Raw genomic sequence first — 14,759 nt, forward strand, 5'->3', positions numbered from 1 at the left:
AATTTTACTTGTAAAAGCAATTGCAGTTATGCTTTTTTTTCCCTCTCACCAGAACGGGTTACGCTTAACACAAAGGTGGGGTTTGTCTACGGTCTGAAAGTCATTTCATAAAGGAATGACTTTTTATACTTCACATAGGTATTGAGGGTAATACTATTTGAATCTGGCAAGCACTGAGAAGTATTTACCACCTTTAGGAATGATTTAGTATTTCACAAATAGTTGCATAAGTCATTCCTGGTAATATTCAAATGAAATTTGTATTAAGCTCTTTATGTGTTCATTAACTAGATAATAATAAACAAGTTTTCCTTCTTTTCGGTATTGAGCCAAGCCCAGGTTTCTTAATAATCTTAAGTGGTGAGAAGCGGTGGCTGTAGAAGAGCCTACTATGTTTGCAACATCACAAACACAAAGTTCTTTTTCGAGTGAAAGTGCATAGGCAATTTTTAAACGTGTATCTTCAGAAAGGATTTTAAACATCTGTGCAATATTAAATGTATTTTGCTTTTCTAACTTTTCCTTTATTAAGGATACTTTTTCACTATCTATACAAGTAACTTCACATATATCTGTGTTTTTCAATTCAGTCACCTCATAGTCATAATAGAACTATCTACATTGTATCACGGTTCCTGTTCCAACAGAATCTGGTATTCTATGTCGTGTATTTCAGCACAAATCAAATGGAAAAGGGACTCATTTTATAGAATGAGTCCCTTTTCCATTTGAAAGTCATTAAATTCCTGTCATCATTATTAAATGGGTGGAATGTCACGGGGTTAGTAAATTGTAATAAATGCTACAAGGTTGCCTAGAAACCCGTAAAACCGCCAAATAAATAATTCGTAAGAAAGGAAATAATGGGATTCATCCAATTAAAGTATAAAATGATTCCCATAAAGATCATTAAGTACCCCCCGATTTTCATGATTTTTGAGCTGTACTTATTGATCCACTTTGCTTTACCAAGGAAAAAGCTTAGCACAAAGAACGGGACGGCAAAGCCAAGAATGTACCACGCCATAAAGAACAACCCTGCATTAGGGTCTGTGATACCAAGCGAAATGACTGCCGCTAGAATGGGACCTGTACAAGGGGTCCATCCGGCAGCAAAACCGATACCAATTAACATCGTACCCAAATAACCAGATGGCCGCCTTTTAAATTGAATCCTTTTGTCTTTCATCAAGAAATCAAACTTAAGGAGACCGGAAACCACCAATCCGAAAAATACGACGAATATGGCCCCGATCTGGCGGAGTAATTCTTTATTCAGCAAGAAAAAGTTTCCGATGAAAGACCCCGATACACCTAAGAATATGAAGATGATTGAAAAACCGATCAAAAAGAAAACTGTGTGTAAAATGGCTTTTCTCTGCATTCCTTTACGGCTATTCAATTCATCTATGGACATGCCTGTTATATACGATAAAAAAGCTGGGTAGATGGGGAGCGTGCATGGTGATAGAAAAGACAGCAAGCCTGCTCCGAAAGCAAATAAAATGTTTAATTCTTGCACAATTTCAATTCTCCTTTATTGTTCTGGCTTGATCATATTCATATAATCATGAATGTCTTGCTGTGACATACTTCCCGTAATTACTTTTACTACTTTTCCTTCAGGGTTAATAAGGAATGTCGTCGGGATAGGTCCTATTCCATATGTGTCAATCAAATCACGATTTCGATCCATTGGAAAAGTGAAGCTCAGACCATGTTTTTTAACGAATTTGTTGACAAGGAAATCAGATTCTCCAATATTAACTGCTAACGTTTCAACGCCTTTATCTTTAAATTGTTGGTAGCTCTTCTCCATGTATGGCATTTCTTTTTCACACGGTTTGCACCAAGTGCCCCAGAAGTTCAGAAATACACCTTTCCCTCTATAATCACTTAATTGAACTGTATCACCGTCTAACGTTTCTAATTTAAAATCTGGTGCCATGTCCCCTTCCCCTATGATAGCTCGATCTTTCGTAGCGTTTAGATAGAGTGTATAGACGACAGCAGAGATTAATACAAGTAAAATGCCCGTCCGTACCAATCTTCTCTTTCTTTTTTTCATTGTTTTCCCTCACAGTTTCTAGTAGAATATGTTTGAATCTAATATATATTTGAATGTACATTTAAATTAACAGTTTAGTTTGTTTCGGGCAATAGAAGAGCATGGCATTTTTACGCAGTTCAGAAGATTGTTGAAATTCTGTAATAATTTTGGTTCATTGATGATTCTGACAGCTGATATGATGAAGCTAGTTTTAATAATTTTGAAGAGGTGTACTTTTATGAAGAAATCATCCCCGATGAAGTATCTCGTATTACTTACTGTGTTAGTAGCTGTCATATTGGCGGCAATCGTTATGCTGAACACCAAGTCGCAAAACAAGGATGAAACATTGGAATCTCATCCAGACACAAAAAATCAGCCCCTTTTAGGTGAAAAGGATGCACCTGTCTCGGTGGTCGAGTTCGGTGATTTTAAGTGTCCTGCATGTAAGGCATGGGGGGAAAGGATTTATCCTCAACTAAAAGAAGATTTCATTGATACCGGGAAAGCGAATTTATCCTATGTAAATGTGCTCTTTCACGGTGAGGAATCAACTTTGGGTGCGTTAGCTGCCGAGTCAGTTTATAAACACGATCCTGACTCTTATTGGGAATTCCAAAAAGAACTATTTAACCAGCAGCCCAAAGAAGATCATGATGCCCCGTGGATTACAGTGGAAAAGCTGTTGGAAGTAGCGGGTAATACGACCGATATGGACCTTGAACAGTTAAAGCAGGATATTGAGCAGCAAACGTTCAAGGAACAACTCGAGCTAGATAATTCCCTAGTGGAAGAGTTCAAGGTGGAGAAAACACCGACTGTAATCATCAATGGGGTAAAGCTTGAGGATCCGTATGATTACGAGCGTATTAAATCGTTGATTGAAGAAGGACAAGAGTAGATGAAGGAAGTTAGCAGAAGTCAATATTTTCTTTATGGTGCATGGGTCGTTTCAATCATTGCGACACTTGGAAGTTTATATTTCAGTGAAATAAGAGGGTTCATTCCTTGTGAATTATGCTGGTTTCAAAGAATATTCATGTATCCATTGACGTTGATTCTGGGAGTGGCGACGTTTCAAAATGATAGCGGACTTAGAAAAATCATACTTCCTATGTCGATTGTTGGAGGTACGATTTCCATATTACATTATTTGGAGCAAAAAGTTGAAGGGTTCGGAGGAATCAAGCCTTGTGCGAGTGGTGTTCCCTGCAATGCCGAATATATTAATTGGCTCGGATTCATCACGATTCCATTCCTGGCCCTCACAGCTTTTGTATTTATTACTATTTTTACTCTGCTATCAGCAAATAAAAGGTAATCATGCAGCCAATATTCATGTGAAATGGAAATTGTATACAACAAATGAGCCATGGAACATCATGGCTCATTTTATATTCGGATAACCAGGTAATCACCGTTCGTCATCTGTACAACATCTGCTTTTAAACCTTTCGCTATATCGACCGTCATTTGCTTTAAATCTTCAAGATTGTCGCTGTATAAAAGAAGCGGTCCTCCATTTATTACCCTGTCACGGTCTGAAGTTAAGTATGCCAATATTTGATATGAAGGTTTCATTGAATTTTCCCTGCCCAAGAAGACTCACCCTTTCAAGTTGGTTTTCATAACAGCATGAGATTTTTTCGTGCTTTCGAGTAAGGGACATTTTTTTACGGCTTCGATGAATGCATCTATATCGCGCTTGATTGGAACAAGAGTGATCATGACCTTTCCATCCACATAATCTTTTCTTGTGAATTGATAGCGTTTGACACCCAATGCCCGGCATGCTTCGAATAAAGCAGCCTGCCGTTGTCCGAAGTTATCCAAATTGATCCTGAAATGATTTTCTTTAGGGTAGATGACGACGGCCATTCCTTCTTCTGTAAATAGCTTTTCAGCGTTGTCCGTTCCGAGCAGGTTGCTGACATACATATCATCTACATAAAGGGATGAATGTTTTACGTCTACTTTTCCTTCCTTTACCTCTGCAATATCCCCGATCGTCTTGCCTTTCGTGAATCTTTGCAAATAATATAAGAGTGCGAAACCCGCCAATGCACCCCCGACTATACAAATCATTAGATTGTTCAAATCGAGAGCGTTTCGGAGAAGGGAAATCGTGAAAGAAGTGACGAGCGCTACGATAAATGCAATATAATTTCTGGCTTCGAATGTTTTGGCAATTCCATCTATGTATGCTTTACCTCGATAGGTGTATTCTGTTTCCTCCAAGTCACTTAAACTTTCCTTTTCCATTTTTCTTACATCTCTAAATTGTTGAAGAGCCAATGTCAGGAATGTCACAGCCACAAAGTTTTTGCTGAGTAAAGCAGGAATTGCCACGGCCCCGAGTGCCGCTGCTACAAAACCCGTAATGATTTGAATAAGATAACCATTGGGGTAACTGGGATACTGCCTGAAGTCTTCTTTGATGGTTATGATTCTCGCGATCGTTCCAATCACAATCGCACTGACAATGGTAATTAGTTCATTTGATGTTATACCGGCTGATTCCATGGTGTATCACCTCGATTAATGGGATCGATCTGGATTAGTATTAGGAAATAGTCTGTGGTTTATTCGAGGTTTATCCTTGCATTTATATGTGTATATGTGTTCATATTGGGATATTAATGAATAAGGAGGTTCAAATTGTGGAGACTGCCTTTCTATTAACGTGTTTATTTATTTTGATCATTGTACTTCTTTATACGTTCTTTATCATTGCTGCTTATAAGAAAGGAAAAAAGATGAAAAAATAGTGTAAGAGGAGCGTGATGCAAATTGTCCAAGAATCATTCATCTACCAAAAATACCAGGCTGGCCTTTTTCTTAAATCTAATCTTTACTATTATCGAGTTCATTGGAGGATATCTCACTAATAGTATGGCGATATTGTCTGATGCTGTACATGATTTGGGAGATAGTCTGTCGCTCGGGGGATCATGGTATTTACAGAGACTTTCAAATAAAGAAGGGAACAATAGGTACAGCTTCGGATACAAGAGGTTTTCAGCACTGGGCGCGTTGATCAGCGGGACCGTATTGCTGTTCGGGTCGATTTTCGTTTTGACTGAGGCTATACCCAGATTGTTTAATCCTACTCATCCAGATGCCCAGGGGATGTTGTGGTTTGCCATATTAGGTGTGGCGATAAATGGATTCGCTGCATGGAGGTTACATAGTGGAAGCTCCATGAATGAAAAGGTTCTGTCCTGGCACCTTCTTGAGGACATTCTTGGCTGGGTAGGGGTCCTGATCATCAGTATCGTGATGATGTTTAAGGATATTCATATTCTCGATCCCATTCTTTCCATTGTGATTACTTGTTTTGTACTATTTAACGTTGTTAGAAACCTTATTAAAACGATGAAGGTCTTTCTTGATGCAGTGCCTGATGAAGTGGATTTGGATGCCCTTCGTGAACAAATCAAGAGTATAAACGGCGTGGATAAAGTTGACCATCTTCATATCTGGTCGATCGATGGAGAAGAGAATGCCATGATTACTCATTTATATACTTCGAAGGGTTTTGCATGCGAAAAACAAGAAGAGATAAAAGAGAAGGTAAGGGATTTTGTTTCACACCTTGATATTAAGCATTCCACTATAGAAATTCATATAAAAGAAAACTAGGCATAAGAAACTGCCTAGTTTTTCTTCTTAGTATTAAAATAGCAGATTGCTGTCATATGACTAAGCAATGCTACGGTAAGAATGGAAAAAATCATGTGTAGAGATGAAGAGATTGGGCTGAGTTCCTCCGTTTTGGCAATAAATCCTCCAAAGGTTGTAAATCCAGCCAGCAAAATCAATAGCAAGGCTTGTTTCTTCATCACTTTATACCTGAACGAAAGGAATAGTGCATACCCTGTAGAGAATAGTGTGACCATTCCTAAAACACCATGCATCAAATATACGAAGGTTGCCAGTTCGATTTCTACGGTGTTTATTTCGAATAGAAGTTGACTTAGTTCAAAATGTTTAAAGAGAGCACCTACTAGCACCTCTGTCATAAGAGTTGTAAATCCAACAAACAAAGGTATTCTTAATTCTTCCAGATCCCTGTTTTCAGGTCTTTTATTTAACCCTGCATGAAGGAAAATGAGAGAGATTAATAGAAATAGACTAAACATCACATCAAGTGTCGTGAAGCCGGTTGGTGTTCCCAGTAATACATTCATCCCGCCAATCATAGCTTGGATAAATAAGAGAATCATTGAAAGAACCGAAATGACTTTTACTGCTTTATCGGATGATTTCTTCCATGCCAAGATTGCGTTAATAAGAATGACCAGCCCGAGCAGTGTGGTAAACACACGGTGAGAATATTCGATCACTATGTGATAATCGGTTATATCAGGAATGATTTTCCCATTACAGAATGGCCAATCAGTACCGCAGGCATCGCCTGAATTTGTTGCAACCACTAAGTTTCCAAGAATTAATGCAGCAATCGTTACATTGATTGTAAATAAGGAGAAATTATATTTCATTTTTCATAGTAGTCCTTTCATGTTAAACTAGATGTTATATTTATATATGTTCATATATTAACAGGTTCGAGCGTTTCAACACAAACGTTTAAGGCGGTTTTCACATAACGTTCACCATTCATGTAATGTCAGATAAACAATAATAGATTTATGGAGTTGATACAAATTGAACTTATTAAAGAAACAAATGGGAGACAATTTCTTTTTGTTGACTCTCATCTTTTTAATTGCAAAATCATATGTAGTCAGCCGGTTCGTCTTTAACCTGGAGATTGAGAATGTCATGCAGGAACTGATTCTATTCCTTGCGAATGCAGGGTCTATCATGCTGATCCTGTCCCTGGTGGCGATCGGTAAGAAAGAGACACTGAAATGGAAGCTTTTGGTCACCAATATCCTTGGAACGTTCATTCTCTATTTTAACGTGGTGTATTATCGGTTTTTCAATGACTTCATTACAATGCCGGTACTCTTTCAAACAGATAACGCGTCGGATTTGGGAGAGAGTATAGTCAGTCTAATGAATCCGTTGGATATTCTTTTGATTGCTGACTTTATGCTTATCACTTATCTATTAAAATATGTGAAGATAGTTGAAAACAAGAGAAAACATTTCAAATTTGCATTCGCTTCTGTCATTATTCTATTACTGAATATCGGTCTTGCGAACATAGAAAGACCCCAGCTATTGACCAGGTCCTTTGACCGTCAGATGCTGGTGAAAAATTTAGGAGTGTTCAATTACCATCTGTATGATGGATTTCTGCAGGCTAAGACGAATATGAATCGGGCACTTGCGGATAATTCAGAGCTGGCTGAAGTTTTGAACTACACAGAATCAATAAAGAGACCGGTAAATGAAGAAATGACGGGGGTTGCAAAAGGAAAGAATGTGTTTGTTATTTCACTTGAATCTACTCAGAACTTTGTAATAAATAATAAAGTGGATGGAAAAGTGATCACACCTTTTCTGAACCAACTAATCAGACAAGAAGATACGTATTATTTTAATAATTTCTATCATCAAACAGGACAAGGGAAAACGTCCGATTCTGAGTTCTTGTTTGAAAATTCATTGTATGGACTGCCAAGAGGAGCAGCGTTTTTCACACATGCTCAGAACGAGTATAATGGGCTTCCATCTTTGTTAAAAGAAAAGGGATATACAACATCGGTGTTCCATGCCAACAACAAAAGCTTTTGGAACAGGGATGTTATGTATAAAAACCTGGGGTATGAAAACTACTACTCCGAATCGTATTATGAGGTGAATAATGAAAACTCGATAGGCTGGGGTTTGAAGGATCAATCATTTTATGAACAGTCGATTCCATATTTAAAAGAGCTTTCACAGCCTTTTTATTCAAAATTCATCACGTTGACGAACCATTTCCCTTTTTCTCTTGAACAAGAGGATGAGTCGATCCCGGAATGGACTTCAAATGACGGAACGGTGAATCGTTACTTCACTACAGTCAGGTATGAAGACGAAGCATTAAAGCAATTTTTTGAAAGGTTGAAAGAGGAAGGTTTATACGAGAACTCAGTCTTCATCATCATGGGGGACCATTATGGAATCTCTCAAAATCATAATGAAGCAATGGGGCAGTATTTAGGTAAAGAAATCACCCCATTCGTAAATACCCAGCTTCAACGGGTCCCGATGATTGTTCATATTCCAGGTGAAACAAATGGACGCACCATATCAAATGTAAGCGGACAAATCGATGTGAAACCGACCATATTAAACATGTTGGGGATAAAGCCAGATGAAGACATCCAGTTCGGATCGGATTTATTTACGAAGGATCCTGATCAGTTTGTCGTACTCCGAGACGGCAGCTTCATTACAGATAAGTACGTGTATACCGATCAGAAGTGTTATGACAAGAGTACAGAAAAGCTGACGGAACAAAATGCATGTGAGCCCTATATCAATCAGGCAGAAGACCAACTCAAATATTCGGATCAGGTAGTTTATGGGGACCTGTTACGGTTTTTAGAAGAGAAGAAACAAGGTGAATAACCTAAAGAAGAAGCTGAAGTTACTAGAGGTAACTTCAGCTTTTTATCTTGGTGCCCAAAGAATCACTGAAACTCCTAAGAGGCAAATAGCTGCACCGATAAAGTCATACATGTCCGGGGTGTTCTTATCAACCCACCATCCCCACAGGATTGCGAGAACGACAAATACTCCGCCATATGCAGCATATACCCTTCCAAACGTGGGGAAGTTCTGCAGAGTAGGGATGATCCCATAAAGAACCAGGATAAGGCTTCCCCATACTCCATACCACGGAGAAGCGTTCTCCCTCAGCCATAACCAGACGAGATACCCTCCTCCGATTTCAGCCAGCCCGGCAACGATAAATAATATGATGGCAGTTAACAAATAGAAACGACCTCCCTTTCATAAAAGCCAGATCTGATCATATCACAGACCTGGTGATGATATATTACACCCACCCGAAGATCCTTGCTAATTGAGCAATTGCGAACGTGACTGCTATAGCCAAACCTGTAGGGATTGCAAAGGACAAGAATGTCCACTTTTTACTTTTTGTTTCTTTATAGATATTAATCAGGGTCGTTCCGCAAGGGTAGTGGAGTAGTGAAAATAACATCATATTTAAAGCTGTGATCCAGGTCCACCCTTGATCAATGAAAATTTTCTTTAATGAATCCAGATCCTCCACCTCGATCATTGCTCCGGTCGATAAGTATCCCATTAATAGGATTGGGAGAACGATCTCATTTGCAGGGAGACCCAGAATGAATGCCATTAAGATAAATCCATCCAAGCCAAGTTGTTGTGCGAACGGATCCAGAAACTGGACGATATGCATTAAGATACTCGTATCTCCGACCATGATATTAGCCAGAATCCAAGTTAGTACACCAGCTGGGGCGGCAATGACAATGGCCCTTTTTAATACAAAGGCTGATTTATCAATTGTCGCTCTTATGATGGTGTTCATAAATTGTGGTTTGCGGTATGGAGGCAGTTCCAATGTGTAATGGGTTGGAACTCCCTTGAGTGCAGTTTTTGAAAGAATCCATGAGACTGCAAGTGTAACAATAATACCAAATACGACCATCCCGACCACAACTCCTGCAGTTACAAGAGTTCCAGCAGCACCGGTGAATCCGGCAGCCATAAATATGGATGCAAGCAATATTAGTGTTGGCCATCGGCCGTTACAAGGAACGAAATTATTGGTAAGGATCGCAAGCATTCTTTCACGAGGCGATTCAATGATCCTGGTAGACATGATTGCAGCTGCATTGCATCCGAATCCCATTGCCATTGTGAGGGATTGTTTTCCGTGTGCACCGGTTTTTTTAAACAAACGATCCATATTAAAGGCTACTCTGGGCAGATATCCGTAATTTTCTAAAAGGGCAAACATTGGAAAGAAGATGGCCATTGGCGGCAGCATAACACTGATTACCCAAGATGTTCCTCTGTAAAGTCCCAATACTAGTACCCCGTGAAGCCAATCAGGAGCGTTGATGGTCTGGAATCCCAATGTCAGGTATCCTTCAAGCCATCCAAAAAAGCTGGCAAGCATGGAAGAGGGAACATTAGCGCCGGCAATTGTTAAATAAATGACGATTCCCAGCATTGCAAGCATAATTGGAAACCCAAATAATCTTGAGGTAAGGATTTTATCAAGTTTTTCTGTGTGTAACAATTTGCTTTGATCCTTCACTTTTGTCACGTCTTGACAAATGGCCTGTGTATGCCGAAATGCACTTGATACAATTTCATCACGTATTGATTCAGAGGAAAGATTAAAAGCTTTTTGTTTAAGTAAAGTGATTTCACCACTACTCTCCTGATGCAAATTCATACTCTTTCCCTCCTTTTCTGTTCTTAAATACTCGCTGATTTAATTCTTCAATAACACTTTCATCACCTTCCAACAGTCGCAGTGCAATCCACCTTGATGGTAGAAAATCATCATATACAGCTTCGATGTCAGGTTGTAACGTTGAGATTTTATTTTCTATTTCCTCTGAGTACTTGATATTAATGGGAGCAAACGTACGGTTGTTCTTTACGATGTCACTGATTGTGTTCAGCATGTTTTCTATTCCGATTTTATTTCGTGCTGATATTTTCAATACAGGTACTCCAAGTGTGTTACGTAGTTTTTGTTCATCGATATGAATTCCCTTTTTTTCAGCCTCATCAATTAAATTCAAGCAAATCACTACTTTGTTCGTAATCTCCATTACCTGTAAAGCAATATTGAGATTTCTCTCTAAGGAGGTGGAGTCTAATACAACAATAGTGATATCCGGTTTTTCAAAAGCAATATAATTCCGGGCTATTTCTTCATCAAGTGAATTTGAAAACAGTGAATACGTCCCAGGCAGATCAATGATTTCATATGAGGTCTGCAGATGATCGAAGTAACCCTTTGACTGGGATACAGTCTTACCCGGCCAGTTTCCTGTGTGCTGGCGTAAACCAGTCAACAGGTTGAACAAAGTTGATTTCCCGGTATTCGGATTACCTGCCAGTGCAATACGATATGTCCTTTGGTTATCCAATTAAACCAGCTCCCCAATAATTTTTGTACTTTCTTCTTTTCTTAAAGCAATCATTGTATTACTTACTCGAAATGCGGTGGGATCGCCTAAAGGACTTTTCTTAACGGACGTGATAATGCCCCCAGGTACAAAACCCAAATCTAATAATCGTCTTCTCATTACCCCAGTAAGATGCAATTCTGTAATTCTCATACTTTTGCCTTCTTCAAGGTCATATAGTCTATTTGTGGACAAAGGCATTTGTTTTACCACCCTTCACATATTTTTTATTAAGTTTATTTTTTTTCCTTAGTGCAACTTTTTCTTTATCGTATGACCGAAATTTGATTTTGTCAATAGCTTTATTGACGAATGTTTGTACTTTTTACTGAATAAAGTTAACTAGTGGAAAGGGGGTGCTGATATTCACATTTATACAGGTTTATACGTAGGGATTCCTTTAATCATAGGGGGTGTAATCGGTATTTTTACATATAATCTGATTGGCAAGAATAAAAAAATCCTCACGAACTTGATTGGGATAGGCATGGTTTTATTTATAATATTGGAGTTCATTCCGCATATTATTGGGAAGTACGATTACACTGGTGTCTTGTTGGGGAGTACAAATGCTGTTGTCTTCTTTTATGCATTGACTCGGCTTACTAATCGGAAAATAAGCACGAGCAGGAGGCTGCCATTCATTGCAATGATCTCAGGCTTTATTCTGCATAGCATTCCGACTGGTTTCAGTATTGGGGTCACGTCAGCCATCGATGGAATATTGGCGATGAAGCAATTGAAGGGGATGTTCATCCACCACTTAGGTGAGGGGGTAGGAATAGCGGGTCTATTGTTCAAACAAGGAAATGAGGTGCGTTTTGCTTCTGCGGGTGCTTCTGTAATCGTTATTACTCTGGTCTTTTACTTTTCTGTGTTGGCTGGTACTAATTATCAAGTGAATGAACATATAGCAAACTGGGTTGTTGGTGTTGCACTAGGATCGCTAATCTATGCGTTGATGCATTTATTTGAAACGTGAGGGAAATCTGTTTGACAAAAGCAGATCTTTTTTTTATCATATAAATTATAATACATGAACACATAATCATATATTGGAATAGGATAGGAGTGTCAGTATGGGGAAAAATGAAAAAGACGAGAAATTAATTGAATTGAACAAAACAAAGGTTGATCAGGTAGAAACGAGCGATTGCGAAGACATTGATGAGGAAACGCTCTTTATTGTCACTCAGACATTTAAAGCTTTATCTGAGCCTACGCGTGTAAAGATTCTTCATCTGCTTGCACAGGAAGAGCATTCAGTTAATCAGATCGCGGAAAAACTTTCATTATTGCAAACAACTGTTTCACACCAACTGCGTTTTCTGAAGAATTTACGCTTGGTTAAATATAGAAGGGAAGGAACGACTCTATATTACTCTGCTGATGACGATCACGTGATGAATATGCTTCAACAAACCATGCACCACGCCAGACATCACTAATGTTTTAATGGGGGATACAATATGAACGAATATAAACTGCAAGGACTCTCATGCGGAAATTGCGCGAGGGAAATGGAAGAGGAAATCAATAAGCTCGAGAATGGGGAAGGCTCCAAAATACTTTATAACAGCAGTAAGATGGTTCTGACTGAAGGTGTCGATCTTAAAAGGGTTGAAAAAATCCTTTCTTCGGATGGAGCTGCCATCTTGAAAGATCAAGAAGGTGACAATGATTCCCATGACCACGATCATGATCATTCTCACACTAACAGCAGTACCATGAAGATATTGCTGGGAATCTCTACAATCATTTTTCTATCTGCCATATATGTCGATACACAATTGGACAATATAGTACCCGTTCTCTTGTACTTAACAGCAGCTGCAACAAGTGGTTATCCGACATTCATCAAAGGAGCAAAAAACTTACTTAAGTTCAAATTCAATATTGATACTCTCATGACAATCGCGCTCATCGGTGCTTTTTCGATTGGGGAATGGAAAGAAGGAACATTGGTTGCCATTCTGTTCGGGCTCAATGAACTGCTTGAAGGAATGGGGATGGAAAAGGCCAGGAAGTCGATGGAAGAACTGCTGAAGGTTGCACCTAAAGAAGCGATTCTCCTTGAAGGCGGAGAAGAAAGAGTGGTTCCCATAAGCTCGCTTATGATTGAAGACATTGTCCTGGTCAAATCCGGACAAAAGATTCCTTCCGATGGAGTGGTTCAATCAGGTAAAAGCTCTGTCAATGAAGCAGCCATCACAGGAGAAGCCATGCCGGTTGAAAAGGGGCCAGGCGAAAAGGTGTTTGGTGGAAGTATCAATAATGAAGGCGTATTAAAGGTAAGGATTTCAAAAGAATACAAAGATTCTTCACTAGCAAAAATCCTGCACCTGGTGGAAGAAGCTCAGGAAACAAAAACACCGACAGAACAATTCATAAACAAGTTTGCCCGTTATTACACACCACTCATTATGGCAGTTTCCGCTTTAGTGATGCTGGTACCGCCTCTTCTTTTAGATGGGGATTGGGGTTCATGGTTTTATCAAGGGCTGGCTGTTCTCATTGTCGGATGTCCATGTGCATTGATTCTTTCTTCTCCAATTGCCATCGTCTCCGGTATTGCCCGTAACGCGAAGAACGGAATCCTTGTCAAAGGCGGCGTTTTCCTTGAGCAGCTAGGGAAAATTGATACGATTGCATTTGATAAAACCGGCACTCTGACCAAAGGGCATCCTTATGTAGAGGAAACGGTGGTGTACGAGAAAGAAAACTTTTTCCGAATAGCTGGGTCAATAGAGAAATCCTCTTCACACCCAATCGCAAAAGCAGTCATGAAAAAGATAAGCGAAGACGCTGAAAGCCAAACATATTCAGAACCGGAAGAAATCAATACGATCTCGGGTCAAGGAGTATCCGCAGTAATCGATGGGAAAACCTACAAAGTAGGAAATGAGAAAAGCCTCGATTTTTCCGTTCCGTCTGAAGTGAAGAGAAGTATTCAAACGCTAAAAGACATGGGATATACGCTTGTGATTGTGTCAAGTGATACAGAAGTTCTTGGACTATTTGGGATCACGGATGAAATCAGGGAAGAAAGTAAGGGAATTATAGGAGACCTTTATTTAGCTGGTATTAAAAATGCGGTCATGTTGACAGGCGACCATGACAAGACAGCAGAAAAAGTGGCAAAACAAGTGGGACTGACAGACTATTTTGCTGGTCTCCTCCCGGATGAAAAAGTCTCTAAAGTAAAAGAACTCACAAGCCAAGGAAAGGTTGCCATGGTGGGTGACGGTATTAACGATGCTCCGGCATTGGCGACAGCGGATTTGGGCATTGCAATGGGCAAAGGAACGGACAGTGCAATAGAAACAGCCGATATCGTACTGATGCAGGATCATCTTGGGAAACTCCCATCAGCCATAAAGATTGCTAAACGGGTCAATAAAATTATTAAGATCAACATCTCATTGGCATTGGGATTAAAACTGATTGCATTGCTCTTGACCATTCCAGGGTTATTGACACTATGGATTGCCATCTTATCTGATATGGGCGCAACTATTTTGGTCACATTGATAAGTCTTACGGTTATGCTGGGGGAAAAACAAAAAGCTATATAATAATAAAAGGAGCAGGATGGTATCTGCTCCTTT

At 39.3% G+C, this 14,759-nt stretch carries 17 protein-coding genes; 7 read left to right on the forward strand and 10 right to left on the reverse strand.

Annotated elements, in window-relative coordinates:
* Positions 1–231: 231 nt before the first annotated feature.
* The 3 genes from KYJ26_RS04800 to resA form a co-directional block, all read right to left on the reverse strand.
* Entirely contained in the window at positions 232–585 is a 354-nt protein-coding gene (locus KYJ26_RS04800; protein ID WP_159362712.1) for an ArsR/SmtB family transcription factor, read from the reverse strand.
* A 229-nt stretch (positions 586–814) separates the two neighbouring features.
* On the reverse strand, positions 815–1,522 hold the full coding sequence (locus KYJ26_RS04805) for a cytochrome c biogenesis CcdA family protein (protein WP_198257888.1): 708 nt from the start codon (positions 1,520–1,522) through the stop codon (positions 815–817).
* A gap of 15 nt (positions 1,523–1,537) precedes the next feature.
* Positions 1,538–2,068: a thiol-disulfide oxidoreductase ResA gene (resA, locus tag KYJ26_RS04810; protein ID WP_198257887.1), complete on the reverse strand. Its 531-nt coding sequence runs from the start codon at positions 2,066–2,068 to the stop codon at positions 1,538–1,540.
* Between the two features lie 220 nt (positions 2,069–2,288).
* Between resA and KYJ26_RS04815 the strand changes: the two genes are divergently transcribed.
* Positions 2,289–2,951: a thioredoxin domain-containing protein gene (locus tag KYJ26_RS04815; RefSeq protein ID WP_198257886.1), complete on the forward strand. Its 663-nt coding sequence runs from the start codon at positions 2,289–2,291 to the stop codon at positions 2,949–2,951.
* Positions 2,952–3,371 carry a disulfide oxidoreductase gene (locus tag KYJ26_RS04820; protein WP_159362708.1) on the forward strand — a complete coding sequence of 140 codons (420 nt, stop codon included), beginning with the start codon at positions 2,952–2,954 and terminating at the stop codon, positions 3,369–3,371.
* Between the two features lie 71 nt (positions 3,372–3,442).
* On the opposite strand, the gene KYJ26_RS04825 is transcribed toward KYJ26_RS04820, so the two are convergent.
* Together KYJ26_RS04825 and KYJ26_RS04830 are read right to left on the reverse strand one after the other, a co-directional pair.
* On the reverse strand, positions 3,443–3,631 hold the full coding sequence (locus tag KYJ26_RS04825; protein ID WP_159362707.1) for a capping complex subunit for YIEGIA: 189 nt from the start codon (positions 3,629–3,631) through the stop codon (positions 3,443–3,445).
* Positions 3,632–3,655: 24 nt separating this feature from the next.
* Positions 3,656–4,573 (reverse strand): YIEGIA family protein, encoded by a 918-nt coding sequence (locus KYJ26_RS04830; protein ID WP_159362706.1) that lies wholly within the window; start codon positions 4,571–4,573, stop codon positions 3,656–3,658.
* A gap of 267 nt (positions 4,574–4,840) precedes the next feature.
* Between KYJ26_RS04830 and KYJ26_RS04835 the strand changes: the two genes are divergently transcribed.
* Positions 4,841–5,692, forward strand: a complete 852-nt coding sequence (locus tag KYJ26_RS04835) for a cation diffusion facilitator family transporter (RefSeq protein WP_198257884.1) — start codon at positions 4,841–4,843, stop codon at positions 5,690–5,692.
* Positions 5,693–5,706: 14 nt separating this feature from the next.
* Here the strand turns inward: KYJ26_RS04835 and KYJ26_RS04840 are convergent, their stop codons facing one another.
* Positions 5,707–6,552 carry a COX15/CtaA family protein gene (locus KYJ26_RS04840; protein ID WP_198257883.1) on the reverse strand — a complete coding sequence of 282 codons (846 nt, stop codon included), beginning with the start codon at positions 6,550–6,552 and terminating at the stop codon, positions 5,707–5,709.
* Positions 6,553–6,739: 187 nt separating this feature from the next.
* Between KYJ26_RS04840 and KYJ26_RS04845 the strand changes: the two genes are divergently transcribed.
* A complete protein-coding gene (locus tag KYJ26_RS04845; protein WP_198258024.1) occupies positions 6,740–8,578 on the forward strand; it encodes an LTA synthase family protein in 1,839 nt (612 codons plus the stop codon).
* A 42-nt stretch (positions 8,579–8,620) separates the two neighbouring features.
* On the opposite strand, the gene KYJ26_RS04850 is transcribed toward KYJ26_RS04845, so the two are convergent.
* The 4 genes from KYJ26_RS04850 to KYJ26_RS04865 form a co-directional block, all read right to left on the reverse strand.
* A complete protein-coding gene (locus KYJ26_RS04850; protein WP_159362703.1) occupies positions 8,621–8,944 on the reverse strand; it encodes a YnfA family protein in 324 nt (107 codons plus the stop codon).
* A gap of 64 nt (positions 8,945–9,008) precedes the next feature.
* Positions 9,009–10,406 carry a nucleoside recognition domain-containing protein gene (locus KYJ26_RS04855; protein WP_159644799.1) on the reverse strand — a complete coding sequence of 466 codons (1,398 nt, stop codon included), beginning with the start codon at positions 10,404–10,406 and terminating at the stop codon, positions 9,009–9,011.
* Entirely contained in the window at positions 10,384–11,112 is a 729-nt protein-coding gene (locus KYJ26_RS04860) for a FeoB small GTPase domain-containing protein (protein WP_198257882.1), read from the reverse strand. The genes KYJ26_RS04855 and KYJ26_RS04860 overlap by 23 nt, the downstream gene beginning before the upstream one ends.
* Entirely contained in the window at positions 11,113–11,352 is a 240-nt protein-coding gene (locus tag KYJ26_RS04865) for a FeoA family protein (protein ID WP_159362700.1), read from the reverse strand.
* 286 nt (positions 11,353–11,638) lie between these two features.
* On the opposite strand from KYJ26_RS04865, the gene KYJ26_RS04870 reads away from it, so the two are divergent.
* From KYJ26_RS04870 to KYJ26_RS04880, 3 genes are all read left to right on the forward strand, one after another.
* Complete coding sequence (locus KYJ26_RS04870; RefSeq protein WP_219166261.1) at positions 11,639–12,133, forward strand: ZIP family transporter; 495 nt, start codon at positions 11,639–11,641, stop codon at positions 12,131–12,133.
* Between the two features lie 97 nt (positions 12,134–12,230).
* Positions 12,231–12,599 carry an ArsR/SmtB family transcription factor gene (locus tag KYJ26_RS04875; protein WP_159362698.1) on the forward strand — a complete coding sequence of 123 codons (369 nt, stop codon included), beginning with the start codon at positions 12,231–12,233 and terminating at the stop codon, positions 12,597–12,599.
* A 21-nt stretch (positions 12,600–12,620) separates the two neighbouring features.
* Positions 12,621–14,726, forward strand: coding sequence for a heavy metal translocating P-type ATPase (locus tag KYJ26_RS04880; protein ID WP_198257880.1), 2,106 nt, complete (start codon positions 12,621–12,623; stop codon positions 14,724–14,726).
* Positions 14,727–14,759: the final 33 nt, after the last annotated feature.

Origin of the sequence: Rossellomorea orangium (genome assembly GCF_019334305.1) — a bacterium.
Taxonomy (GTDB): domain Bacteria; phylum Bacillota; class Bacilli; order Bacillales; family Bacillaceae_B; genus Rossellomorea.

Bases quoted from the DNA above. Each gene is read 5' to 3' on its own strand.
- KYJ26_RS04875 (WP_159362698.1), top strand. From the start codon at position 12,231: ATGGGGAAAAATGAAAAAGACGAGAAATTAATTGAATTGAACAAAACA.
- KYJ26_RS04840 (WP_198257883.1), bottom strand. From the start codon at position 6,552: ATGAAATATAATTTCTCCTTATTTACAATCAATGTAACGATTGCTGCA.
- KYJ26_RS04845 (WP_198258024.1), top strand. From the start codon at position 6,740: ATGGGAGACAATTTCTTTTTGTTGACTCTCATCTTTTTAATTGCAAAA.
- KYJ26_RS04870 (WP_219166261.1), top strand. From the start codon at position 11,639: ATGGTTTTATTTATAATATTGGAGTTCATTCCGCATATTATTGGGAAG.
- KYJ26_RS04825 (WP_159362707.1), bottom strand. From the start codon at position 3,631: ATGAAACCTTCATATCAAATATTGGCATACTTAACTTCAGACCGTGAC.
- KYJ26_RS04880 (WP_198257880.1), top strand. From the start codon at position 12,621: ATGAACGAATATAAACTGCAAGGACTCTCATGCGGAAATTGCGCGAGG.
- KYJ26_RS04830 (WP_159362706.1), bottom strand. From the start codon at position 4,573: ATGGAATCAGCCGGTATAACATCAAATGAACTAATTACCATTGTCAGT.
- resA (WP_198257887.1), bottom strand. From the start codon at position 2,068: ATGAAAAAAAGAAAGAGAAGATTGGTACGGACGGGCATTTTACTTGTA.
- KYJ26_RS04855 (WP_159644799.1), bottom strand. From the start codon at position 10,406: ATGAATTTGCATCAGGAGAGTAGTGGTGAAATCACTTTACTTAAACAA.
- KYJ26_RS04820 (WP_159362708.1), top strand. From the start codon at position 2,952: ATGAAGGAAGTTAGCAGAAGTCAATATTTTCTTTATGGTGCATGGGTC.
- KYJ26_RS04815 (WP_198257886.1), top strand. From the start codon at position 2,289: ATGAAGAAATCATCCCCGATGAAGTATCTCGTATTACTTACTGTGTTA.
- KYJ26_RS04865 (WP_159362700.1), bottom strand. From the start codon at position 11,352: ATGCCTTTGTCCACAAATAGACTATATGACCTTGAAGAAGGCAAAAGT.